23 protein-coding genes and 1 riboswitch are annotated in these 25,670 nt (G+C 33.3%); of the genes, 16 read left to right on the top strand and 7 right to left on the bottom strand.

Going from position 1 to position 25,670, the window contains the following annotated elements; all coding sequences use genetic code 11:
• The first annotated feature begins 5 nt into the window (after positions 1 to 5).
• From rodA to STERM_RS13390, 6 genes are all read left to right on the top strand, one after another.
• Positions 6 to 1,121: a rod shape-determining protein RodA gene (rodA, locus tag STERM_RS13415; RefSeq protein WP_012862169.1), complete on the top strand. Its 1,116-nt coding sequence runs from the start codon at positions 6 to 8 to the stop codon at positions 1,119 to 1,121.
• Positions 1,122 to 1,128: 7 nt separating this feature from the next.
• Positions 1,129 to 1,986 (top strand): RluA family pseudouridine synthase, encoded by an 858-nt coding sequence (locus tag STERM_RS13410; RefSeq protein WP_012862168.1) that lies wholly within the window; start codon positions 1,129 to 1,131, stop codon positions 1,984 to 1,986.
• Between the two features lie 47 nt (positions 1,987 to 2,033).
• A riboswitch (purine riboswitch) is annotated at positions 2,034 to 2,131 on the top strand.
• A gap of 66 nt (positions 2,132 to 2,197) precedes the next feature.
• A complete protein-coding gene (locus tag STERM_RS13405) occupies positions 2,198 to 3,487 on the top strand; it encodes an NCS2 family permease (protein WP_012862167.1) in 1,290 nt (429 codons plus the stop codon).
• A 227-nt stretch (positions 3,488 to 3,714) separates the two neighbouring features.
• A complete protein-coding gene (rplM, locus tag STERM_RS13400) occupies positions 3,715 to 4,152 on the top strand; it encodes a 50S ribosomal protein L13 (RefSeq protein ID WP_012862166.1) in 438 nt (145 codons plus the stop codon).
• A 12-nt stretch (positions 4,153 to 4,164) separates the two neighbouring features.
• A complete protein-coding gene (gene rpsI, locus STERM_RS13395) occupies positions 4,165 to 4,563 on the top strand; it encodes a 30S ribosomal protein S9 (RefSeq protein ID WP_012862165.1) in 399 nt (132 codons plus the stop codon).
• Positions 4,564 to 4,717: 154 nt separating this feature from the next.
• A complete protein-coding gene (locus STERM_RS13390) occupies positions 4,718 to 5,281 on the top strand; it encodes a hypothetical protein (RefSeq protein ID WP_012862164.1) in 564 nt (187 codons plus the stop codon).
• A 454-nt stretch (positions 5,282 to 5,735) separates the two neighbouring features.
• Here the strand turns inward: STERM_RS13390 and STERM_RS13385 are convergent, their stop codons facing one another.
• Positions 5,736 to 6,035, bottom strand: a complete 300-nt coding sequence (locus STERM_RS13385) for a hypothetical protein (RefSeq protein WP_012862163.1) — start codon at positions 6,033 to 6,035, stop codon at positions 5,736 to 5,738.
• Positions 6,036 to 6,340: 305 nt separating this feature from the next.
• Complete coding sequence (locus STERM_RS13380; protein ID WP_211205101.1) at positions 6,341 to 7,540, bottom strand: IS110 family RNA-guided transposase; 1,200 nt, start codon at positions 7,538 to 7,540, stop codon at positions 6,341 to 6,343.
• Positions 7,541 to 7,808: 268 nt separating this feature from the next.
• Here STERM_RS13380 and STERM_RS13375 point away from each other — a divergent pair, with 268 nt between their 5' ends.
• Positions 7,809 to 8,255, top strand: coding sequence for a YiiD C-terminal domain-containing protein (locus STERM_RS13375; protein WP_012862161.1), 447 nt, complete (start codon positions 7,809 to 7,811; stop codon positions 8,253 to 8,255).
• A gap of 305 nt (positions 8,256 to 8,560) precedes the next feature.
• On the opposite strand, the gene STERM_RS13370 is transcribed toward STERM_RS13375, so the two are convergent.
• A complete protein-coding gene (locus tag STERM_RS13370; protein WP_012862160.1) occupies positions 8,561 to 8,923 on the bottom strand; it encodes a hypothetical protein in 363 nt (120 codons plus the stop codon).
• 248 nt (positions 8,924 to 9,171) lie between these two features.
• Between STERM_RS13370 and STERM_RS13365 the strand changes: the two genes are divergently transcribed.
• Positions 9,172 to 9,696, top strand: coding sequence for a hypothetical protein (locus tag STERM_RS13365; RefSeq protein ID WP_012862159.1), 525 nt, complete (start codon positions 9,172 to 9,174; stop codon positions 9,694 to 9,696).
• A gap of 132 nt (positions 9,697 to 9,828) precedes the next feature.
• Here STERM_RS13365 and pflA read toward each other — a convergent pair whose 3' ends face one another.
• Both pflA and pflB read right to left on the bottom strand, forming a co-directional pair.
• Positions 9,829 to 10,554 carry a pyruvate formate-lyase-activating protein gene (gene pflA, locus STERM_RS13360; protein ID WP_012862158.1) on the bottom strand — a complete coding sequence of 242 codons (726 nt, stop codon included), beginning with the start codon at positions 10,552 to 10,554 and terminating at the stop codon, positions 9,829 to 9,831.
• 22 nt (positions 10,555 to 10,576) lie between these two features.
• Positions 10,577 to 12,805: a formate C-acetyltransferase gene (gene pflB, locus STERM_RS13355; protein WP_012862157.1), complete on the bottom strand. Its 2,229-nt coding sequence runs from the start codon at positions 12,803 to 12,805 to the stop codon at positions 10,577 to 10,579.
• Positions 12,806 to 13,471: 666 nt separating this feature from the next.
• Here pflB and STERM_RS13350 point away from each other — a divergent pair.
• Both STERM_RS13350 and STERM_RS13345 read left to right on the top strand, forming a co-directional pair.
• Positions 13,472 to 16,105, top strand: a complete 2,634-nt coding sequence (locus STERM_RS13350) for an autotransporter family protein (protein ID WP_012862156.1) — start codon at positions 13,472 to 13,474, stop codon at positions 16,103 to 16,105.
• A gap of 57 nt (positions 16,106 to 16,162) precedes the next feature.
• A complete protein-coding gene (locus STERM_RS13345) occupies positions 16,163 to 16,681 on the top strand; it encodes a DUF2262 domain-containing protein (protein ID WP_012862155.1) in 519 nt (172 codons plus the stop codon).
• A gap of 83 nt (positions 16,682 to 16,764) precedes the next feature.
• On the opposite strand, the gene STERM_RS13340 is transcribed toward STERM_RS13345, so the two are convergent.
• Both STERM_RS13340 and STERM_RS13335 read right to left on the bottom strand, forming a co-directional pair.
• On the bottom strand, positions 16,765 to 17,532 hold the full coding sequence (locus STERM_RS13340; protein WP_012862154.1) for a type III pantothenate kinase: 768 nt from the start codon (positions 17,530 to 17,532) through the stop codon (positions 16,765 to 16,767).
• A gap of 11 nt (positions 17,533 to 17,543) precedes the next feature.
• Complete coding sequence (locus STERM_RS13335; protein WP_012862153.1) at positions 17,544 to 19,163, bottom strand: OPT/YSL family transporter; 1,620 nt, start codon at positions 19,161 to 19,163, stop codon at positions 17,544 to 17,546.
• 129 nt (positions 19,164 to 19,292) lie between these two features.
• Between STERM_RS13335 and STERM_RS13330 the strand changes: the two genes are divergently transcribed.
• The 6 genes from STERM_RS13330 to STERM_RS22720 are packed head-to-tail and all read left to right on the top strand — an operon-like array spanning position 19,293 to position 25,658.
• On the top strand, positions 19,293 to 20,444 hold the full coding sequence (locus tag STERM_RS13330; protein WP_012862152.1) for a tRNA(Met) cytidine acetate ligase: 1,152 nt from the start codon (positions 19,293 to 19,295) through the stop codon (positions 20,442 to 20,444).
• A gap of 8 nt (positions 20,445 to 20,452) precedes the next feature.
• On the top strand, positions 20,453 to 21,421 hold the full coding sequence (locus tag STERM_RS13325) for an alpha/beta hydrolase (RefSeq protein ID WP_012862151.1): 969 nt from the start codon (positions 20,453 to 20,455) through the stop codon (positions 21,419 to 21,421).
• Positions 21,393 to 22,730, top strand: coding sequence for an MFS transporter (locus STERM_RS13320; RefSeq protein ID WP_244407169.1), 1,338 nt, complete (start codon positions 21,393 to 21,395; stop codon positions 22,728 to 22,730). Before STERM_RS13325 ends, STERM_RS13320 begins: the two co-directional genes overlap by 29 nt.
• Before the next feature lie 48 nt (positions 22,731 to 22,778).
• Positions 22,779 to 23,438 carry a cell division ATP-binding protein FtsE gene (locus STERM_RS13315; protein ID WP_012862149.1) on the top strand — a complete coding sequence of 220 codons (660 nt, stop codon included), beginning with the start codon at positions 22,779 to 22,781 and terminating at the stop codon, positions 23,436 to 23,438.
• Positions 23,422 to 24,285 carry a cell division protein FtsX gene (locus STERM_RS13310; protein ID WP_012862148.1) on the top strand — a complete coding sequence of 288 codons (864 nt, stop codon included), beginning with the start codon at positions 23,422 to 23,424 and terminating at the stop codon, positions 24,283 to 24,285. Before STERM_RS13315 ends, STERM_RS13310 begins: the two co-directional genes overlap by 17 nt.
• 5 nt (positions 24,286 to 24,290) lie before the next feature.
• Positions 24,291 to 25,658: a murein hydrolase activator EnvC family protein gene (locus STERM_RS22720; protein ID WP_012862147.1), complete on the top strand. Its 1,368-nt coding sequence runs from the start codon at positions 24,291 to 24,293 to the stop codon at positions 25,656 to 25,658.
• The last annotated feature ends 12 nt before the right edge of the window (positions 25,659 to 25,670 follow it).

The following is a 25,670-nucleotide window of genomic DNA, read 5'->3' as shown; positions in this document are numbered from 1 at the left end:
AAATTATGTTTAAAAATAAACAATTAACGAGGAGGCTGCAGACAAACCTGCACAGGGTAGATAAGCTTATTCTTTTAATCGTGTATACACTTGTAGCAATAGGGACTATTTTTATCTATAGTGCTACAAAAGAGGATCCCAAAACACAAAGTATAATAGTAAAACATATTTTTTGGGTAGTGCTAGGAACAGGAACAATGATTGCTTTTACATTTTACGATTACAGAAAATTTGAAAAAAAAATTCTGATATTAATTGGTGTAAGCATAGGACTTCTTTTACTTGTAAAATTCGCCGGTCAGCAAAGGCTGGGAGCTCAAAGATGGATTATGATAGGGCCGTTTTCATTACAGCCGTCTGAATTCGTTAAAGTAATGGTAATATTAATACTGGGTGCTTTTATTACGAAAAATTATAAAAACGGAATAAATAATATACTGGATGTTATTGTTGTTTTTCTTCCAATATCTGTTATTACAGTGCTGATTTTAATACAGCCGGATCTGGGATCAGCTCTTGCCATAATTTTTATATTTTTATCTATGATTTTTCTATACGGGGTCAGATTAAGACCGCTTATAGTAATGGGACTGATGGCATGTGTGCTGGCAGTTCCTGTATATATGTTCGGATTGAAATCGTATCAGAAAACCAGAATAACCACATTTTTGAATCCTGAACAGGATATCAGGGGTGACGGCTGGAATATAGTCCAATCAAAAATATCAATAGGAGCCGGTGGACTGACAGGAACAGGAATTTTTAAGGGAAGTCAGAGCAGACTGAGTTTTCTTCCGGAAGCTCAGACAGATTTTATATTTTCTATTATATCGGAAGAATTAGGATTTGTAGGGTCAGCTTCAGTAATAATTCTTTATTTCCTTCTTATATTTTTTATTCTGAGGCCGAGTAAAGTGATAGAAAACGAGTTTGGAAAAATGATCTTATATGGTGCAGCAAGTGTTTTCTTTTTTCATCTTATAGTAAATGTAGGAATGACAATGGGGATGATGCCGGTAACAGGGAAGCCGCTGCTGTTTCTAAGCTATGGCGGAAGTTCCTATATTGCTTCATTTATGATTATAGGACTGGTACAGAGTGTAAAAATACATGTAGATTAGAGGCATTATGATAATAAAATGTGATGAAAATATGGAAGGAGTCAGACTGGACAGATTTTTGAGAAAAAAACTGAAGGATACGGCTCTTAATACAATATTTGAATATATAAGAAAAGGTAAGGTAAAAATAAACGGAAAAAAGAAAAAAGAAAATTACAGACTTGTTCTTGGAGATGTTATAGAAATAAAATCTTTGGAAGAGTCTGAAAATACAGAGAAAAAACACTACAGCAGTCTCAGAATTGATAAAGACAGATACATGAAAATGGTTTTTTTTGAGGATGATGACTGTCTTATCATAAATAAACCCGGAGGTGTGGCTGTTCATAAAGGGACAGGAAATCAATACGGACTTGCTGAGGTTTATAAATCTATTTATAAAAACGAAAATCTTAATTTTGCAAACAGAATAGACAAAGAAACAAAAGGACTTTTGCTGGGAGCAAAAAATTTGAAATTTTTGAGATATCTTACAGAAAAAATAAGAAATAATGAACTGGAAAAAAGATATATAGCTGTGGTTTCCGGAATTATTACTGAAGATGAGTTTACTATTGATAATTTTCTGGAAACAAAAGAAAATAAAGTAGTAGTTTCTGATAAAGAAAATGGGAAAGCTGCAAAGGCAGTTTTTAAAAAAATAAAAACCATAAAAAATAAATATACAGTACTGGAAGTAGAATTAATAACCGGAAGAAAGCATCAGATTCGTGTACAGCTTGCAGATATGGGATTTCCAATAGCAGGCGACAAAAAGTACGGCAGTCGAAATACAAGAGGTGAGTTAATGCTTCTGGCGTATTATTTGAAATTTGATAATAGGGTATTTCAGCTGGATTATTCAGGATTTTTGGAGCTTTTATAAATAAATTAAAGAAAAAAGAGATTGACACATTGTAAAATTACAGGTATTATAATTATGAAAAAGTTAACCATATAATCTTGAAATAAGGTCAAGAGTTTCTACAAACTGCCGATAACAGTTTACTATGGGGCAGTTTTAGATTTATTAAAACTATTAAACCCCATTGAAATAATGGGGCTTTTTTGATTCAAAAAATAATAGGAGGACAAAGATGATTTCAAAATTTTTTGGTTTTGAAGCAAGGGAAACAAACTTAAAACAGGAAATAATAGGAGGTTTGACTACTTTTCTTACAATGGCTTATATTGTAATAGTAAATCCGGCAATATTAAGTGACGGAACAGGTATGGACAAAGGAGCATTGATTACGGTAACATGTCTTGCAGCTGCAATAGGATGTCTGCTTGCGGCATTTATAGCTAATATGCCTATAGCAATGGCACCCGGAATGGGAATGAATGCATTCTTTACTTACTCACTGGTTGTAGGAAGAGGAATACCATGGGAACAGGCATTAGGAATAGTATTTTTATCAGGTGTAATATTTTTAGCATTAACACTTATGAAAATAAGAGAAAAAGTGGTGGATTCCATTCCAATTGTAATAAGATATTCAATAGCAGCAGGAATTGGTCTTTTTATTGCTTTTATAGGACTTCAGAACATGGGACTGATAGTGGCAAATCCGGCAACCTTAATAGGAATAGGAAAATTTACTCCGGCAGTGACTTTGGGTGTCGTAGGTCTTATTATTACAGGATTTTTTGAATTAAAAAAGATAAAGGGCGGAATCTTATATGGAATTTTAATAACGACAGCAATAGGAATAATCACGGGAAATGCAAGTCTGCCGTCTACTATAGTTTCACTGCCGCCAAGCATAGAATCAACATTCTTAAAATTTGATGTAATAGGAGCATTGAAAATATCATTTATAGGACCAATATTCTCTTTTATGTTTCTTGATCTCTTTGATTCAATAGGAACAATCATAGCTTGTGCAAAAGCAGCAGGGCTGGAAGATGAGGACGGAAATGTGGCAGATATTGGAAAAGCTCTTGAAGCTGATGCTATAGCAACTGTGGCGGGAGCGATATTAGGGACGAGTACAACAACAACATTTGTAGAATCAGCTGCCGGTGTGGCGGATGGTGCCAGAACAGGATTTTCTTCCATAGTAGTAGCAATATGTATGATATTGACATTATTTTTTGCGCCGATTATAGGAATAGTTCCGGGTTATGCAACAGCTCCGGCTCTTATAATAGTAGGGGTATATATGTTTAAAAATCTGCTTAACATAGATTTTAACAAAATGGAAACAGCAATACCGGCTTTTCTTACAATAATAATGATGCCTCTTGCTTACAGCATAAGTATAGGAATAAGCTTTGGATTTATTTCATATGTGGTAATTGAAATATTTCAGGGGAAGATAAAAACTATAAATCCTATTATGTGGATAATAACAATACTGGCAATAGTAAATCTGGCTATGTAATATAATTGGTAAGAAAAGGAACAGTTCAGAGAGAGAAAGGACAGGGTAAACTTATAATAAAGAGAATAAAATTTTTGAAAAATATATTTTATAGAAATATAATTAATTATTCAAAAAAATAAGCAGTTTCACTTGACATAGCAGACTAAATCTAATATAATAATAAGGTATAATCCTTTCCCACAAAGGAACCGTTATCCTTAAATAAAAAAATTTAGGAGGATAAAGTGAATAATAAATACACTAAGAACTTGAAAAAAGAAGAAGTAGTAAGAAATTGGTACGAAATTGACGCAGAAGGAAAAGTACTAGGGAAAATAGCTGTGGAAATAGCTGTTAGACTAATGGGAAAACATAAGCCAATTTATACACCACATGTTGACGGTGGAGATTTTGTTGTTGTAACTAATGCGGATAAATTCGTAGTTACAGGAAATAAAATGCTTGATAAAAAATACTATAGACATAGTGGATACCCAGGTGGATTAAAAACTAGATCTTTGGAAGAGATGTTAGATAAAAAACCTACTGAAGTAATAAGAATAGCCGTTAAAAATATGCTGCCAAAAAATAAATTAGGAAGAGAAATGATTAACAGACTGAAAATTTATAAAGGCACAGATCACAGACATGATGCACAAAAACCTGAAAAGATAGAATTATAGGAGGATAAATTAATGGCAAATAAAATTCAATATTGGGGAACTGGTAGAAGAAAGACTTCAGTAGCAAGAGTAAGATTAATTCCTGGAGAAAATGGGATAGTTATAAATGGTAAAGAAATGAGAAGTTATTTTGGCGGAAGAGAGCTTTTAGCTAAGATAGTAGAGCAGCCTTTAACACTTACAGAAACTTTGACTAAATACGGAGTGAAAGTAAATGTAAACGGTGGTGGAAATACTGGACAAGCAGGAGCTATAAGACATGGTGTTTCAAGAGCATTACTTGAAGCTGATGAGAATCTGAAAAAAGCTTTAAAAGAAGCTGGATTCTTAACAAGAGATTCAAGAATGGTGGAAAGAAAGAAATACGGAAAGAAAAAAGCAAGAAGATCGCCACAATTTTCAAAAAGATAATATTATGTTTTTTTATATCCCCGAGAACGACGGTTTTCGGGGTTTTTTAAATTCTCAAAAAAGAATGAAAAAAATCTTTCAGTTATTTGTTAGCTTTTTTGATTAATATTATTAAAATGATATAATATTAAAGAATAGTATAGGAGGAGAAAATATGAAAAAAATAGTGATTTTTATCTTAAGCTGCATGTTCTTAGCTTTAGCAACACCGTATTATCCCAATGGAATACCCAATATAGGACCATTAAAAGGAGGACCGACTTTTTGGGGTCAAGATAAAGAGGGTAATTATTTTGACGGAGTAAAGTATGGCTATAATAATAAAATTAGTTCTTCTAAATATGGAGATATAGAGTTATCTATAAATTACACAAAGTATTTAAATTCTATGTTAAAAAAAATGGAAAATAAAAAAAGTATTTCTATTAGTTTTAAAGAACCAGTAAAAAAAATGACAGGAGAAATAATTATAAAATCTTTAAATTCTGATGGGAAGATAATAGTTCGGAATTATAATGGGACTGTTAATAATGAAAAGAGAATAATTTATAATTCATTTTTTGATTTTTCAGAAATAAATGAGAAAAGTGAAGTAACAATGGAATTTTTATTGGAGAATGGAGAAAAATTATCAGTCAAGATAGACGGGCAAATTTTAAAAGATCTAATATCATTATCAGAATATTTTCCAGAAAATAAAAACACTCAGGAAAAATAAATATGCAGCTAAACCTAATAAAATAAGAAATATTAACTGATTATAAAAATTTAAAATAAAATTATGGTGATTGGAGATACAATCATGAATAGTAAAAGATCACGTAAAAATGAATAAAAATAAAAGCCGTACAAGGTGAGGTTTATGCTTGAATATACTTTGGAACAGTCTTAATTATTTTATTAGGAACGTTTTAGCTGCCTCTGGCATGGCTGGATATACTTCCATTTGTTTGCGAATAGTGATACATATTTAAAGTATACTACTCGGACTGCCTGTCGGAATAACAGAATAGGCTCTACCAACCGGCGGTCTGGAAATATCAGGCTGCTAATAAATATAATAGAAATATATTATATGCAGAATCAGCCATATAAATGAGTGATAACTGGAAATAGTCAATACTCATTTATATGGTTATTTCTTATAAATAAAGTATATAGATTCAAATAATTCAATAACTTTTTTGGACAGAAAAATGCAGAAGATCACCTTCATTTTCCAGCATGAAAGACGCATATTCAAGAGCCGGCTTACTGTTATAGAATTCTTTTACTGCATTTTGTGCATCTTCCATTGTCTCCCAAATAACTAAATCGAGCCATTTTTCTCCGTTAACAAGTAGTTTTCGAGAAATATACCCTTTTTGTACGGAAAGAAATTCACTGTTAAATTTATCCGAGACCTGAAAGAAATCTGGCAGGGACACCTCCTTTTTCAGATAAAAAGATGCTAGTTCAACAATATTAGACATAAAAACCTCCTCTATATTTAATTATAGTAAATTATATAGTGTAAAATGTGACAACAGTATGTCATGTTCTAAAAGATATATATTTACTTTTTACACAAATAAAACCAATATCTGTGAAGAGCTTTTTTAAATTATCATAATTTAAGATTGGAATAAAACATGTTTAGGGTTATAATATAGCTGTATAAAAGTATAGATTAGGTTAGAAAGACCAGCTATAAAAAGTCAAGAATTATTTGAAAAATATTAATTCAAAAAAATTGCATGCTAAAAAGACCTTTGGGTATTCCAAAAGAAAAAAGATGTTATTTTGGGAAAATAGGAGTATATGGTTTGTTATCACGCAGTACAGGAAAAATAATATTACAAAGTTTTCGAGCAACACCTCCAACAGCAGTTAAATGATGTTTACCTCTGGCTCTTAAGGATTGATAGTAATTAGATAAAACAGGATCAGCAAAAGCCGCGCGATTTGCAGCAGTCCAAATAGCACGTCGTAAATATGGAGATCCACGTTTAGATATTCTCATTCTGCTTCCGGAAAATTGCCCTGATTGATTGATTTTTACATCAAGTCCTGAAAAAGCAACAAGTTTAGGGGCAGATTCAAATCGGGAGATGTCACCTATTTCTCCAATAATGAGAGCACCTAGTACATCACCAATACCAATAATTGAAGTGATAACATGGTTGGTTTCGTGTAGAAGAGAAGAAATTTCTTTTTCTAAATCATTAAGTTGATTTTCAATAAAAATAATTTGTGAAATCATTTGTTTGATTTGAAAAGAAAAGGCATCTTTAGCAAATTTAATACCAAAAGAATTATTGGCAGTTTCTTTTAATTGTTTTGTCTTATTAATATTAAATCGACCTTTGCTGGCTTTATTAAGTAATGTTGTAAGTTTTTTTGAACTAACAGTAATCATGTCCTCAGGAGTAGGATATTTAAGTAAAACTTCTTTTGAAGTAACGCCGAAAGTATCAGAAAAAAAAGAAGAGTATTCAGGAAATACTTGATCTAAAAGACATATGACTTTACGTTTCCAATCCGAACATTCATCAACCAAAGCTAAACGATAACGGGATAGTTGACGTAATGCCATAATATTTTCATCAGATAAGATTGTTGAAGAAAATTCACCAAAGCGCATAATTTGTGCTATTACAAAGGAATCTTTAGAATCATTTTTGGTTTGCCGAATATACATTTTTCTGAATGCATCTGATTGAATAGGATTGATAACTTTTAAATCATAACCTAATTCAAGTAAAAATGAGTATACAGATAACCAATAATGACCAGTAGCTTCCAGACCAATGATAGTATTATCAACAGTAGCAGAGAAACGTTCTAACAAAGCAATTAATTTCTCACATCCTTTTTGAGAATTTGAAAAGCTAATACTTTTTCCAAGAAGATAACCGTTGGAATCAGTAATAGAAGCCTCATGGCTATGTTTGGCAATATCAATACCAACGTAAAACATAATTACACCAACTTTCAAAATTAATGAACAGATAAAGTCAGAACCTCTAAATCTTAACGGAATACAACCTCGTTCGATATACAGCAACAATGCGCTATCCAGCTCATTCGTATAAATCCGAAAAGATGAGGCGTAATCCTTTCTTAGGAAGATAAGACTTCAAGGAAGTGAACTACGACCTCTATCTGTATTAATACTATTATCTCATATGCCTTAATGGCATAACAAGTTTTTAATACGGCATTCTTGTTAAAAAAACCGTAACTTTATTATACGAGGAAGTGACATGGATAAAAAAGAATTTGAGCAATTTCTGCATCGGCAGATACCTGTTACAAAAGCCATGGAATTCAGTGTTTTGGAATTTACAGCGTCAAGAGTCAGAATTTCTGCAAAGCTGGAGCCAAATAGGAATCATCACTTAACAGCATTCGGAGGAAGTATAAGTTGTCTTATGACTGTTACTGGCTGGGCATTGGTGTATGCTAATATTAAGGAAATAGATCCAAATGCTCATATTGTAATTTCCAAAAGTAATATAAGATATTTGAAGCCTTTAAAAAAGGATTTTACAGCAGAGTGTGTCCTGACAAATGAAGCTGATAAAATAAATTTATTCAAAATGTATAATAAAAATCATAAAGGAAAGCTCTCAGTAAAAGTACATTGCTGTGAAGACGGATTTTTAGCAGCAGAATTTGAAGGGCAGTATGTTGCTTTCAATAATGATTAAGAATATATACAAATATGAAAAGTTATAAATATAAGGAAAATAAGGATAAAATATTTAAAATTTTTTATTATTTTAACAAAATTTGTAATTTCTGCAATTAATAATTCCGACGAATTATTAATTAATTTTGAAGAAAATCTAAGTTTTATATGCATAAAAAAACATCCTGTCTAAAAAATGGATGTTTTTTTAATGTAATATATTATATTGTTAAAGTTATATCATATGAAATAATTTTTAATTATAAAAAGAAGCTGGTATAAAGTAAGCCAGCTTCAGTAGGAGTGTAAACAATATATTTATGCTTATATGAAAAACATATTTTCAGATGCAGTAATATCTTGTTTAACTATAAAATTTAAATTATCTTCAAAATCCTTGCATTTAGATTTCAAAATACCATATTCCCGAGTAAGCTGCTGATTATCAAGAGTATTTTCAAGTAAAGCCTGATTTAAAAATAAAAAATATTGATAATAAGAATTAAAGTGAGCAGTACTTAGATCATTGGAATAAACTAAATTTTGAAGCTGTTTAATGCAGAAAAAAGCCTGATTAGAGAATTGCATTGAGATCATTCGATCATTTTTATTTCTTAAAGCGCATTCCAAAAATGTATTACATTCAGAAACTGTCTGAAAGATATAAGTGATCAATTCTTTATCCATTTGTCTTTCTCCTTTCAAGAAATAAGATGTTTTATTATAACATATATTTAATAAAAAGTAATGGAATTTATTTTTACTTACTTAAGGTTATAAAAAAAATTCAGGTAAAATTTGTTACACAGAAAACAAAAAGATAATTTAAAGTGTAAACTAATATGAGATCCATTATAATATGTGTATATATTTGCTATATGAGAGTAAAATAATAATATAAAAACATAAACAGCCGTAAGGCGGTAGGAGGGAAAATGATAAATATAAAAGAAAGAAAAGAGAAGACAGAGGAATTAAATCAGGAAATTTCTTTTGATAATTTTGAAAATAAGCATGAATTTCCGGTGAGCAATGAGGAAATTCTTGATACCATAGATTCAAAATTGCATGAAAATCATTCTGATATCTCAATAGATAAAACTACAGATATAAAAGGAATGATTGCACTTAATGCAGTGGAAACAGGGCATTTTAATAATGAAACATTAAGCGGCAACAAGCTTGAAAATGCTTATAATAATTTTGTTGATTATGAAGGTGTTACAAACTATTCTATATTAGAAAGACCGGAAATTGTTATGGAGTCGATTGTTGCGGATGAGTATCCTAATACTATAAAGCAAAGAATAGATGAAGATATAGATGTTTACAAGCATCCGTCAGAAGTAACGGAATTAGGTATAGATGAAGAGCTTGAATATGAATATAATAAGACTAAGCTTCTGAAGGACAATGAAAAATGGGTATCACCTTTTAAAGATTTTAAATCAGAAATATAAAATGAATATAAAAATAAAAAAGAACTAAAGGAAATACTGTGTTTAAAGCAAAGTTTTCCGGTAGTTCTTTTTTTTATAACAAAATGTTGCTTTCATATAAAAAGAGCTGCTTATAAAAACAGCTCTGTATATTCAGGTAAGTGTATTTAAGCCAAAAGATTTAAAAATCTCCTCTGTTTTTTTTATATCTTCTTTGGAAGGAGCAGGAGTATCCTTAAGTTCATAAGATCTTCCAAGACCTTCCCATTTATAAGAAGCCATTTGATGAAAAGGGAGTATATCCACTCTCTCTACATTTTTGAAATTAGAAACATATTTTGCCCATGCTTTCAGGTCTTTTTCATTATCAGTATAACCGGGGACAAGAACATATCTGACCCAGACAGGTTTATTTATTTTTGATAGATACTCCATAAATTCCAGTGTGGGCTTTAGCTCCACAGATGTCAGAGCCTGATATTTGTCAGGATCGATATGCTTTATATCAAGCAGTACAAGATCTGTAAGATCAAGTACCTCTTTTATTCTGTCATTCAGAAGATAACCCGAAGTATCAATTGCAGTATGGATTTTTTCTTCCCTGCAAAGCTTAAAAAGCTCAAGGATAAATTCCGGCTGAAGCAAAGGCTCGCCGCCGGAAACTGTAAGTCCTCCGGACTTAATAAAACCTCTGACTTTAGAAATTTCGTGCATGGTTTCTTCTGGTGTAAGCATATATTTTTTGTTTTTCAAATCCCAGGTATCCACATTATGACAATACAGACACCGCAGAGGACATCCCTGCAAAAAAAGCACGAATCTTATTCCGGGTCCGTCTTTAGTCCCAAAGGATTCAAAAGAGTGAATATAACCTTTCATTTTTTACAACTTCCCATTCTTATTAAAATTTATCTGCTATTGTTCTGTTTATTACGTCAAGCTGCTGGTCTTTTGTTAATTTTACAAAATTTACTGCATATCCTGAAACTCTTATAGTAAGCTGAGGATAGTCTTCCGGATGATCCATAGCATCTTCCAGCAGTTCTCTTCCAAAAACATTGACATTCAAATGCTGTCCGGCCTGATTAAAGTATCCGTCAAGAAGTCCTGTAAGATTGTTCTTTTTCTCATCTTCATTTTTTCCCAAAGTTTCAGGTGTTATTGCAAAAGTATATGAAATTCCGTCATTAGCATGTTCAAACGGAAGCTTTGCAACAGAAGCAAGTGAAGCTACAGCACCTCTGGTATCTCTTCCATGCATAGGATTAGCTCCGGGACCAAACGGTTCGCCGGCACGTCTTCCGTCAGGAGTATTCCCTGTCTTCTTACCATAAACCACATTTGATGTAATTGTAAGTACTGACTGTGTAGGTGTCGCATTTCTATACATTTTGTGTGCTCTTATTTTATTCATGAATAATTCCACTACTTTTACTGCAAGCTTATCTGTGTTATCATCATTATTTCCAAAAGGAACGTATCCTTTTTCTACGACATAATCCACGGCATCCCCGTCTTCATCTCTTATTACTCTTACTTTCCCGTATTTTATAGCTGCAAGCGAGTCGGCAATTATAGAAATTCCTGCTACTCCGAATGCCTGTGTTCTGTATACATCTACATCATGAAGAGCCATTTCCAAGGCTTCATAAGAATATTTATCATGCATATAGTGAATAATATTCAGTGCTTTTACATATGTTTCAGCCAGCCAGTCAAGAAGCTTATCAAATTTTTCCCAAACTTCATGGAATTCAAGATAATCGGAAGTGATTTTATCAAATATTTCAGGAGTTACCTGAGCTTTTGTCTTTTCATCCTTACCGCCGTTTATAGCATAAAGCAGTGCTTTTGGAAGATTAACCCTTGCACCGAAAAACTGCATTTGCTTTCCTATTCTCATTGGAGAAACACAGCATGCGATACCATAATCATCACCAAATTCAGGTCTCATAAGATCATCATTTTCATATTGTACAGATGAAGTATCTATAGATACTTTGGAACAGTAATTTTTCCAGCTTTCAGGAAGTCTTTCGCTCCAAAGTACTGTAAGGTTCGGTTCAGGCGCAGGTCCTAAATTATATAAAGTATGCAGAAGTCTGAAACTGTTTTTTGTAACAAGGGATTTTCCTGAATCACTCATACCTCCTATGGATTCAGTAACCCATACAGGATCTCCCGAGAACAGATGATCATAATCAGGTGTTCTCAAGAATCTGACAATTCTAAGTTTCATAACAAACTGATCCATAAGCTCCTGAGCTTCCTGTTCTGCAAGAATACCGTTTTTAATATCTCTTTCTATATAGATATCAAGGAAAGTAGACACACGTCCGATACTCATAGCAGCTCCGTTTTGGTCTTTGATTGCTCCGAGGTAGCCGAAATAAGTCCATTGTATAGCTTCCTGAGCAGTAGAAGCAGGATTTGATATATCAAAGCCATATGACTGTGCCATTCTCTTTAATGCTTTTAGAGCATCTATCTGATCACGTATTTCTTCTCTTAGTCTGATAACATCTTCAGTCATTTCATTAGGATCACATCTTTTGTATCTCTCTTCACGTTCGTTTATCAGTCTGTCAGTACCATAAAGTGCTATTCTTCTGTAATCTCCTATGATTCTTCCTCTTCCGTATGCATCAGGCAGTCCAGTTATTATACCGCTGCTTCTTGCTTTTCTTATACTGGAAGTATAGGCTGAGAAAACTCCGTCATTATGAGTTTTTCTGTATTTTGAAAAAATTTCTTCAGTAGTAGGATCTAATTTATAGTTAAAAGCTTCCAGGCTGTTTTTTACCATTCTGAGCCCGCCATTTGGAAAGATACCTCTTTTTAATGGTTCATCTGTCTGAAGACCGACTATTTTTTCTAAATCTTTATTGATATAGCCGGGACCATAAGCATCTATCTGAGAAGGAATTTTTGTTTCTGCATTATAAATTCCTTTTTCCCTCTCTACTTTAAACATTTCTGTCAAAGATTCCCATAATTTCATTGTAGCATCTGTAGGAGAGGTAAGAAAGCTTTCATCTCCCAGATATTCAGTGTAGTTTGTTTGAATAAAGTCACCTACGTTGATATTATCAACCCAAGCACCTCTATTAAAATTGTTCCATGCATTCACTATGAACACTCCCTTTCTAAAACTGTTGAACATTATTTAAATAAATTTTATACACAAATATTTTAAAACATTTCTATTTGAAAGTCAAAGCATTTTAGCGGAAACTAAAAAATATTGACTAAAAAAATACGACTAATGATTTTAAATTTATATTATATACATTATACTGATAAATTTGAAAAAAAGCTGTAACAGAAGTTACTTTTTGTGATTTGAATTTTAGTTTAATGACTTGCTTGTTTTTAACCGGATATTACTGTGAATAGTACAACAGCTGTTAATCTCTATCTTGCAGAGTGCGGAATTAGCATAATTCAGCTAAAAGCAAATAAATTATCAAACTAGTATGGTACCATACATATTATATATACAAATGTAAGGAAAGTAAAGGAAATAATTTTTTTTAATAGAAATATAATTTAGTTGATTATAAATTTTAGTTGTTAATAAGAGAAAAACAAGGTATAATTTAGAATAAACTACAAAATTGTAATAATTTAAAATATACTGTATTTATAGGAGTGCTGACTGAGATTTAAGAAGAAAAAAAGATATTTTAATGAAAAACATTAATTAATTATTTTTGAGGAAATTAAGTACGAATTTAAAAAATGTCAACAAATATAGGGAGATAATAAAATTATACAATAAAAAATGGAGGATTTTATGAAAAAAGGTAGTTATAAACATTTGTTTGCACTTTCTGCTTTGCTTACCAGCAGTGCTTATTCACTATCATTTAACGATTATACTGATTATAAAATAGGGGAAAATAGAGAAATAACTGTTACAGGTGCTGATGAGTTTGCACTATTTGGAGTAGTGGATGCAAGCTCTGTATACGGATTTCAGACATGGGCTAACGGACATCTGGGAACTATGGCAGAAATAGGACAACCCGGTTATTCTCTTTTTTTCGGAGTAGGGGGGCATACGAATATGGGAGCAGGCTATCCGTTTCCGGACGGGCTTGGAGATTATTCGATAGATCCGTCTGCGATTAGTGCTGTACCTAATAATGATCTGGTTTTATGGGTTCAGCCGGGATCAGGTGATTTTTTCAGACTGAAAGGACTGAGGGTTCTGTTGAATAATGAATTAACCGGTCCGGGAATGGGATTTTTTATAGGAGAAAACCAGTCAGTAGAATGGGACGGGTCTGTGGTTGAGTACAGAGGAGTCAGTAAAGGTGTATATCTTGAGAATAATACTTCACTGTTAATGAAAGATTCTCAATTTATATATGCCAATACTTCAGGAAACAGTTATGGAATATATGCTCCCGGCAATGGAAAAATTGAAGTGGACAATTCATCACTGGTATTGGTAAAAGGGGATATAGATGCTATAGCAGTAGAGAATAACTCTAAACTGACTATGGGAGGAATAGTAGTAACTGAGCTCGGATCTGCCGTAAAGGCTGATTCATCTGATGTGGAGATAAACGGAATGCTGCTTTCATATAAGGGTGATAAAGTAATTGATTCCAAGGATTCAAAAGTTATAAATAACGGGAATATATTAATAGAGCTTGATAATAACGGGACAGCATTTTATGCTGAAAATAATAAAGAAACAAAGAATTATGGAACAATAGCATCTTCTGACCATACAGTAAAAATAGTTTCCGGATCGAATCAGTACAGCGGACATTTTCTAAATGCCGGAGCAATAACTGCAAGAAGTCCGGGAGGTACTGCAATAGAATTTGACAGCGGGGACAGTGTTCTTGAGCTGGGTAATAATTCAGCAGTAAAAGGAAAAATAGACGGCGGAGCAGGAAGCAATATTTTTATAAGTAATGGAAATGTTACATTTGACGAAGTAAATAATTTTGAAAAAATTGTTTCATCAGGAAATTCTGCAATAAACGGGACAGTGAACTTAAAACCTGCCGCAGACGGGGATACTTATTACAGCAGTGCTTTCAGCAATGCAAAAAGTATCGCTTCAGATTTTGCATCAGATACATTAGTAGGAAATTTAACAATAAACGGTACTGTTAATGTAGGTGTTGATTATGACGGAATTGATTCTGAAACTGAAAAAACCGGAAAAATTATAGCGGGAAGTGTAATATTGAATGGCGGAAAAATAGTTCTGACAAATGCCGGAGGTACAGCTAAAAATATATTGGAGGAAGCGGAGCAGGTTTCGGAAAAAAGTAAAGTCAGAATAAAAAATATTATCATTTCCAACAAGCTTCAGGCAATAGATCCGAGCTTTAATTTCGGAGTAACACAGGAACTGAAGGAAACAGGAGGCTGGGTAAGAGAAGCTGTTTCCAGAGTTGAAAACGGCGTAACTGTAGTAGATCAGGTATATTCCAAAATAGCTTTAACTCCTGATCCGGGTCCTAATCCTAATCCCGGACAGCAGGAAACAGAAATGGATGCTAAATTGAATCCGGTTCCTAGAAACAGAGTAGATTTAGATAATGCCAATAAGATCGGATGGGCTTCAGAAAGATTTTTGAATATGGAAGCAGCAGATATGATGCCGGGTGAAAGAAGACAGTCTATAGAATATCTGGGACTGAAATCAAATTTTGATGCAGAAAATAAATATAATTATGATTATAATGTGGATACAAATGGAATAATGGGGACAACTCTTTATAAACATGCAGAAGATCTTTACAGCGGTTTTACTCTGGGGTATACAAACAATAGTGTTTCTTATTCTAATGATGATGATGAAAAAGTAAGATCATTTAATTTAAATGTATTTGGAAGATATGTGAAAGAGAATTTTGATATAGATGCACATTTACAATATGGGTATAATGAACATGAACTGAATGCAGACTGGCTGGGTACAGGGACAAAAGAAAGCAGCTATAATTCCCATGTGATAAAGGGAGGACTGTCTGCGGGGTATAATCAGAAAATTACTTCCAGCGTCAAAATCAGACCAAATATTGGTGTTGACTATGTATATGTAAAAGAGGGAGTTATTACTACCGATGGAATGGATAATATTGACAGTACTGACGGAAAAGGTTTTGTAGGAAAGGCCGGGGTAGATATTGGAAATGATGAAGGAAAACTGAGATGGAATGCGGGTGTAGGCTATAAACAAAATTTCACCGATACTTTCCATGAAACAAGAAATATGAGCAACGATTATAAAATGGAAAAACTGGATTACAGTAAAGGAATAATGACTGCAAGTGCAGATATAGACTATAAGATAACTGAAAAATTTTCAGTAAAAGCAGGTTATGAATATGAAAAAAATGATAACTTTGAAAATCATAATGTAAAAGCAGGATTTTCTTTTGTTCTTGGTGAAAAATAGAAGTGCTGTTACTAAAAAGGTATGCTCGTAAAAAAGCAAAAAACAGAAAGGCTAGCTATGAATTTTAATGGTATAAAGATAGAAAAAGCAAACTTTAAAGTATCGGATGTATTTTCTTATGAAGGAACTGTACAATTATGGGATAAAAATACTTCAATTGCTCTGGATTTTCCAAAAGATAAGCCTGAAGATGAATATTTTGATATTTTAGCGGAAAAAATAACCGAACAAATAAAGTGGATAGAAGAAAACAGAGAAAAGATAGAGAAAGCCCTGACAGATTACGGCTGCATATCATTGGCAGAAGACTGGGCAAGCAGTGCTGAGAAGGCTGATGATGAAGAACAGGAATGCTACATTATGGAAGACGGACAAAAAGTTTTTTTCCCGATAAGTGAGGAAGAATTTTTAAATAGCTTATATTTTGAAAGTATATCAATAGATTTCAGAAGTGATACGGAAAATCCCGAGATAGAGCTTTTTATCAGCTGCAGTCCCGATTATTTTGCATATCATGTACTGCATGTTTCGGCAGATTCTGAAAAGAATGTGAAATGCAGGGGTCTTGCAGGATAATTAAGATTTCAGCATATAATTAAAATGCACACAGTATGATTTGTCATATGTGTGCATTTTTTATCTATATTCAAATAAAAGTATTACGAGAATTTTTTTGCAAATGTATAAAGACCGTTCATACTAAGATCGGGAAGATAAACATCAATATCTTCAATTACTTCAGAGATATTTTTTCCCTGACCGCCTGTTGCTATTACAAATGGCGCCTGAAGTCCTTTTTTATACTGTGAAAGTATCTCCTTGATACCTCCGATATTACTGTAGTAGATTCCTGCATTTATCTGGTTTATAGTATTTTTGCCAAAAACTGTACTAGGCTCCTGAAAATAAACCTTTGGAAGCTTTGCAGTATTTTTGAATAAAGCATCAATGGAAAGCTCTATGCCGGGAAGAATACATCCGCCAAGATAAACAGAATCCTTTATTACATCAAAGGTAGTAGCTGTCCCAAAATCTATAATGATAAGTTCTTTATCAGGAAACAGAACCTTTGCCTGCAGGATATCTATGATTCTGTCTGCGCCCAGTCCCCTTTCAGTATCCGGCATAAGTATTATTTCGTCCTTAATTTTGTTCAGTGTAACAACTACAGGTGCTACATTGAAATATTTCTGGCTGAGGTATGCAAAAATTTCGTTTAGATGAGGAACAACTGATGAAATAATTACTTTATGAACCTCATTAAGATTTATATTTTTATATTCCGTAAGTGATTTCAGAATACCAAAAAGAGTATCTTCCGTCATAATAAGATTCGTAGGAATTCTGAAACTCTCTATTATATTTCCGTATTCATCGAAAAATACGGGAACTATATGTGTGTTACCTATGTCAAAGGCTAAAATCATATTTTCATCTCCTAATAAAAAAGTTTGATGTATGCAATTATTGATATTATAACTCCTATCACTGCTTCTCCTGCCATAAGGCCGTTTGCAAAGAACATAGCGCTGTCAGCCGGTTTTTTCGGGAACACCGAAAATAGAAAGCTGATAAATCCGCCTAAAAATACAGGGATAGTCAGTGCTATAGGAAGATATATACCTATACCGAATGTCAAAACAGGAAGTCTCAGCAAATTAAGCACAAATCCTGCTCCTATTCCGATCAGGAAAATATTCATAAACGGAATACCTTTTACTATTGAAGAAATAATTGAAGCCTGAAAAACAATAAGATCAGGATTCGAGGCAGAAGGTCCTATATTTTTATAAACTCTGAAAAATACAAAGAATAAAAACGTAATAACAAATGAACTTACTACTGCACCGATAATTTCTCCGGCAAGCTGTGCATAAGGGCTTGTTTTTAGCTTGCTCCCGGCTTTGAAGTCATTAAGAACATCTCCGGCAAGACCGCAGGCTACAGAAACAATACATGCCAGCAGAAACAAGATAAGTTCCGGTATTTTGCCTTTGAAAATTATGCTGAAGACAGTGTTGTCAATACTGAATGTATTAAAAAGAGAATTCAGGAAAGTAACTGCCAGTATAGTAATTATGGCATAGATTTCCATAGGGTTAACCCCGGTTTTTCCTGTAGTATATCCTGCTATGACTGCTGAAATAACTGTAATAAGAATAACAAGCAGTGCAAAAAACACAGGAAGCTTATAAACAAAAGTAAGTACTGCCACAAAAATAAGTGCTGTAAAAATAATATAAAATTTTGAGCTTTTTGTTTTTGAATCTTTTTTATTAAAAAATACTATTTTGACTATTATAGAAAGTCCTATTCCAATGATAAAACCCATTCCAAAGCTGTTTTTCATGATATCAAAGTCATTTATGCCGTTTTTTAGGGCATAGGGTCTTGCAAGCCAATATGTGAGAGCCCCCCCTAAAAACCATGTGAAGGTATTTAAAAATCCTAATATATAGCCGATTCCTACCAGAAGCGGCGAAACATAAAATGAAATTAAACCATCTCTGAATACATAGGTAGTGGGTATAAACGGTGCTTTTCCCGGTCTGAAAGAAATATCCCTGAATACTGAAAGAATTCCGCTGAATAAAGAACCTAAAAGCACATAAAGCATATTTTTTTTGTCATTTCCGTTGTTGACAAGCTCATATGCCGCTGTCCCGATGGGAAACTCAAGAGAGCTGTCATCAATTAGTTTTCTTCTTATCATAAATGAGAGCAAAGCCCCGAGGACACTCCCTATAAGTATAGTGATAAGCAGAATTACAGGGTCAATGTCATTTACATCTCCTCCCAGAAGGATATATGCGGGGACAGTAAAGGCCACACCGCCGGCAACCATAGAACCTGCACTCATTATAGTATGAGTAACGTTTATTTCATTTTTGTTTCTCTTTCCGAAAAGCGAAAGAAAAAACATTGATACAAGTGCAGCCATTATAGTAGGCCATGGCAGAGCTCCGTATTTCAAAACAACATAAAATGAACTTGCCGAAATAAAAACCGTTCCGATAATACCTAATACAAGGGAAGTAAAGGTCATACCTTTTTCCATATTTTCTCCTAACTAAAAAAATAATTTCATAAAACTTATAAGCCATTATACTCTTTTTGGCTGATTTTTTCAATTTAAACTGTCAAAAGCTTTGAGAATATGTTATAATATCTAAGGTGATTTTAGGGTATGAGAGCAGGAATAGTGGCAGAATACAATCCTTTTCATAACGGACATTTATACCAGATCGCAGAAACGGGAAAATATGACCCGGAGCTGGTGATGGCAGTGATTAGCGGTGATTTTGTCCAGAGAGGTGAGTTTTCTTTTATAGATAAATGGGAAAAAACGGAAATAGCGCTGAATAACGGTATAGATCTGGTAATAGAGCTTCCCCTGTATTATTCCCTGCAAAATGCAGAGGTTTTTTGCAGAGAGGCTGTGAAAATACTGGAATATATGGAGGCGGATACTCAGATTTTCGGTGCTGAAACCGGGGATATCAATAAATTAAATGAGGTTATTCAAATGCAAAACACAGATTCATATGCTAGACTTTTAAAAAAATATTTGAAAAATGGTGAGAGTTATTCGGTTTCACATCATAAAGCACTGTCGGAATTTGGTATGGGGGATTTTTTCTTATCAAATAATATACTGGCAATGGAGTATATGAAAACTATCAGAGAAAAAGGCTTTCATATAAAGCCGCATATAGTGGAAAGAAAAAGTACAGGCTACAATGAAACAGAAATAACGGAAAATATTACAAGTGCTTCAAATATAAGAAAAATATATAAGGAAGGCAGACTTGCAGAAAATCAGAATGTTATGCCCGAAGAAGTCTACAATATCATAAAAAGCAAAGCAGAGGAAGACAGCAAGGCAGAAGACAGGCTTTATGAGCTGTTCAGGTATAAAATACTTACATATGAGCGTAAAGAGCTGGGAGAAATATATGATATGAGCGAAGACCTTTTAAACAGACTTTTGCATCAGGCTTCACGCAGTAATACATATAGCAGCTTTACAGCTAATATGAAAAGCAGGAATTTTTCGATTTCCAGAATAAAAAGGAGTATCTTGAATGTACTTTTAGATATAAAAGAAAAGGACATACAGGATTCGGAGCCGGAATATGTAAGAGTACTCGGCTTTAATCAAAGGGGAAGAGGACATCTCCACAGACTGATAAAGACAAACAAAAAAGAAAAAATATATACAAACTGGAAAGATATAGAAAGATTAGATACCAGAAAGGTTAAAACAGAGAAAAATGGTTTTTTATTAAAAGAACTGATGTTGAAGAGGAAAGAAAAATTAAATTCAATAATAAAGTGAGGTAGCAAATGGGAATAGTAATAGCGATAAACATAATATTTATGATATTTTTCTTTGCGATAGCGTATTTGGCAGTAAAGTACTTTTTGAACCAGATAGAAAAATATCAGAGAATAACCCTTGAAGATATATATAACAGTAAGAAAGACAGACAGAAATATAACATAGAAGATAAAATTAATCCTTTGGATTATGGATTTAACTATAAAGAAATAGAATACAATTCCAAAAAAATAAAGCTTTTCGGATGGCTTATAGAAAATGAGAATACTGACAAAGCATTGATAATTTCACACGGGAGAGGAACAAACAGACTGGCAGTTCTTCAGTGTCTAGAGCTTGTGAAGGATCTGAATCTGGATAAGGAATACAGTGTTTTTCTTCCTGATTTAAGAAATTCGGGAAGAGCAGACGAAGCTAAGACATTTATGGGATACGGCTTTGGACAGGACATACTTCACACAATGGAAATGTTAAAAGAAAGATACGGAAAAAAAGAGTTTATCCTTTACGGTTTTTCTCAGGGCGGGATGGGTTCTGCAATAGCAGCCAAGCTCTTTAGCGATAAAATAAGAAAAGGCGGAATGAAGGTAACTAAATTAATACTGGACAGTCCTATTTCCAATTCAAGAAAAAGAATAAAAGAAGATGCAAGAAAAAGAAAAGTTCCAAAATTTATAACAAGTGTAGTATCAAGAATATTTGATCTCAGAGTACATAAGCACCTCCATAAGATGAGACTTTCATATTTACTCCGAAGAATACCTACTCTTCTTCTGCAGTCAAAACAAGATAAGGCGACTACATATGGAATGCTCATGGAAGAGTATAATGAAATAGCACAGTACAAAAATGTTACGTTAAAAGTATTTGAAAACAGCGGACATGTGAGAATATACGGAGATAACAAAGCAGAATATACTGAAGAAGTAAGAAAATTTTTGGAGAATGACGATAATGAAGAGCAGACTAAGTAAGGGAAAATACTGGATATACGGTATAGGAGTTTCATATTTTATAATGGATCAGCTGTTTAATCAGTGGCTTCCATATTATTATCTTCCGCCTAAGGAAGAAACAGGGCTTAGTCCCCTGCTGCCTGCCGGACTGATAACTCTGGCACTTGTCCTGTCAAGGTTCATAGATGCAGTATCTGATCCATTGGTAGGCTATTTATCAGATAAAACAAATTCAAAGTGGGGAAAGAGGACTCCGTTTATAGCATTAGGGGGAATACCGCTGGGCTTTACAATGGTTTTATTTTTCTTTCCTGTGAAAATGACGACCATGACCACTTTTATAAGTCTTACCATTGTAGGAGGACTATTTTTTATTTTTTATACAATGGTAGGAGGACCCTATAATGCCTTGATTCCTGATATAACAAACAGTAAAGAGGAGAGACTGGATCTGTCTACGGTACAGTCAGTTTTCAGGCTGGTTTTTACAGCTGTGGCAATGGTTCTTCCGGGACTGCTGATTCCTTTGCTGGGCGGGGACAATACCGAAAAGGGTCTGAGACTGACGATTATTTTATTAAGTATAATTGCAGTTCTGGGAATATATATATGTATATTCTTTCTGGACGAGAAAAATATAAGCAATAATAAAATAACAGAAAGTGTAAAATTTAAAGAGTCATCCAAGTACATACTGAAAAAAGATATAGTAATTTATTTTGCAGCATTCTTTTTCTTTTTTGTAGGATTTAACCTGCTGCGGGGAATGATAAATTATTATGTGGTAAGTATAATGCAGAAGCCAAAGGGGATAATTACCCTTATTTCAGTAATATTGTTCGGTTCTGCAGCTCTGTGCTTTCCGATTACAAATAAGCTGTCAAAAAAATACTCTTATAAGAAAGTAATTATAGTGGATATAATTATACTTATTCTCGGAGGAAGCGGACTTTTATTTATTGACAGCCAAAACAGCCTGCTGGCATATGTATTATTCTTTATCTGCGGAACAGGTCTAAGCGGGGCGGCATTTATATTTCCGCAGGCAATGATCAGTGAAATAGCAGTTTCTATTTCCGGCAGACATAAGGTCAGTGTGGAAGGCCTGTTATTCGGGATACAGGGATTTTTTCTGAAAATGGCTTTTCTTGTACAGCAGGCAATACAGCTTAATGTATTAGTAATAGGAAGTGAAAAAGACAGCGAAGGATTAAAATATGCAACATCACAGGGGATTTATGCTGCTATAGCAATCTCTCTGGCGTTTTTCGTATTATCACTTTTCTTTTATCTTCTAAAGAAGGAAAAAGAAGATTCTGAGTTATAGTAATAAAACAGCAGTTTATAAAATTAATAGATTTAATAAGGAGTAACCATGATTAAATTTGAAGATATTCATAAAAAATATAAGAATGCCGATTATGAAGTATTAGACGGCCTGAATCTTGAGATTTCCGATGGAGAATTTATACATCTGAAAGGAAAATCAGGAAAATCAACAGTATTACATTTTATTTATTTAATGGACAGACCTACTTCAGGAAAAGTTTTTTATGGAGAAAAAGAGTTAAATAAATTGAAATTCAATTTTCAAAGAGCAAGAATAAGAAGAAAAATCGGATATGTAGATCAGGATTTATGGCTTTTGGACGACAGAACCGTTTATGAGAACATAAAAATTTCTACTGATCTGTTAAAAGTGAAAAGTAAAGAAAGAAAAGAACGTGTAGACGAAATACTGGCATACTTTGATCTTGAAAACATAAAAAAACAGAAAATCGGACAGCTTTCTTACCAGGAAAAGATCCTTGTAGAGCTTTCGAGAGAACTGGTAAAAAAGCCGGAATTACTCATTCTGGATGAAGTATTTGAAAAATTGAAAAAAAATAATAAAGAAAAATTATTAAAACATCTTTATAAAATAAATGAAGAAGGGACTACTGTCATAGCAGTTACTTCAGAAGAAAATTTATTTGACGAAAGAATAAGGGTTATAGATTTAGATGGAGGTAAGACTGATGTTGAATCCGATTAGTGAAATGTTTAGAAATGTAAACAAGGAAAAGGGTATGTTCTTCTCTTCATTAATATCCCTCATGGTAGTTTTCACACTGCTGGATGTATTATTAATCTTTTTTTATAACCTGAATGATTTTAAGGCAAAGCTGGACGTATCGAATCAGGTAATAATTTATGTAAAAACTATGGCAGAGCCTGAGCTGCAGGATTTTCAGGTAAAATTAAATTCCACAAAGGGAATAAAAGCAATAAAATTTGAACCAAAAGAAAGAGCTTTGGAAAAGCTTCAAAGTGAACTGGGAGTGGAGCTGACAGATCAGGAAAATCCATTGAGCGATAGTTTTTATCTGTATGTATCCAAAAATGCAAATGTAGAGGAATTAAAAAATACGATAAAATCTTATCCGGAAGTACAGGAGCTGGATATGAGAACCACAGCAATACAAAACTCGCTGAAATTTGACAAAAGTCTGGACAATATACTGTTATTCGGACTGGCTGGAATCGGGATATTTGCCGTAATATTAATATTTAACCTGACAAGCGTAGGAATAAAAGCAAGAAAAAAAGATGTAGGAACACTTACGCATATTGGTGTGAGCAATAACTTTATCAGACTTACATATTTTCTTGAAGGAGCTTTTTTAATCGGACTTGCTTCAATGGGTGGCTTTCTGATATTCAGAAAGGTATACGGCTTTATACTGCAGGGAATTAATTTGTTAAATTCAGGAGCTGTGCCAAGAGCATCAAGAGGTGAGCTTATAGCATTATTCTTAATTTCATTTGTGCTGGGAATCTTTATTACAGCAGTAGTAAATTTCTCAAGTACAAGAAGATATCTTAAGTTTTATAAGAGGTAGATAATATGAGGAAAAAAACTAAGGTTGCATTTATTTTTATTCTTGTTTTCTCAATTATTTACACAGATCAAAAAGATAAAAATAATGCCCGGATCAAACAGATAAATACACAAATTAATCAGAACAATCAGAAAATAAATAAAAATTCCGGCGAAATAAACAAGGCTAAAAAAGATGAGAATGTAACAACAAGCCAGCTGAGAAATATAGAAGCCCAGATAAAAAAACTGCAGGCTGAATATGATGATGCACAGAAAAGATATACTGATGTACTGCGTGAAATAGGTAAAAATGATGATGAAATAAGAAAAGACATAAATGAAATAAACAAAAATTCTGAAATAATAAATGTAAATAAAGAGGATCTGGCAAAAAAGATAATAATCTGGGACAGGGTAAGAAGAAGAAAAGAAACTCTGGATCTGTTTTCCGATTCAAGTGTAGTTGTTCAGGATAAAAGAAATCATGATTTGAAAATATTTTTGAATAAACAAAAACAATATATTCAGGTAGTGGAAAAAACCAAAGAAGGCGTAGAAAGTGAAAAAAAACAGGTAGAATCATTAAAATCACAAAATCAGGCTCAGGCATCGCGGATTATGTCAGCAAGAAATGATCTGGAATCAAAAAATAAGCAGCTGAATGCGGCTAAACAGGAACAAAACAGAATTATAGCAGCACTTAGAACAAAACAGAATAAACTTTCCAGTGAAAATAAAACTATTCAGCAGTCAAACAGCAAACTTATTTCGGAAAGAAGAAAGCTGGAAGCAGAAATTCAGGCTATCATAGCAAGAGAAATCAGAGCACAGCAGCTAGCAGCACAAAGAGCAGAAGAAGAAAGAATAAGACTGGCTGAAGCGGAAAGAATAAGAAGAGAGGCAGAAAAAGGAGGAGCGAGCGGAGAAAGAAATAATTCAAATCTTTCAGGAGAAAAACCGACGACAACAACTGCAAGCAATACCGGTAAAACTACACCAGCAGCTACATACAGCCCTCCGAAAGGAACAGGAAGCCTGATGATGCCAATGTCCGGAAGAATAGTAACAAATTACGGACAGGAGAAAATTCAGGGACTGACAAGTAAAGGTATAGAAATAAGAGGAAGTGTGGGACAGGCAGTAAAAGCAGCTGATTCAGGAAATGTTATATATTCGGGATCACTGAATAATTTGGGAAATGTAGTCATAATAGACCACGGAAATCTTATTACCGTATATGGAAATCTCTCAGGAGTAAGTGTTTCAAAAGGACAGAAAGTCTCAAAAGGGCAGAGCATAGGAACTCTTGGACGTGATATAAACAGAGAGGCAAATTTATACTTTGAAACAAGAAAAGGAGTAAATACGGTAAATCCGATGAATTACTTATAAAGAGGTTTCGAA

Origin of the sequence: Sebaldella termitidis ATCC 33386 (assembly GCF_000024405.1) — a bacterium.
Lineage (GTDB): Bacteria > Fusobacteriota > Fusobacteriia > Fusobacteriales > Leptotrichiaceae > Sebaldella > Sebaldella termitidis.
Note: the sequence above shows the minus strand (reverse complement) of the source record. Positions and strands in the feature narration are given on the sequence as shown.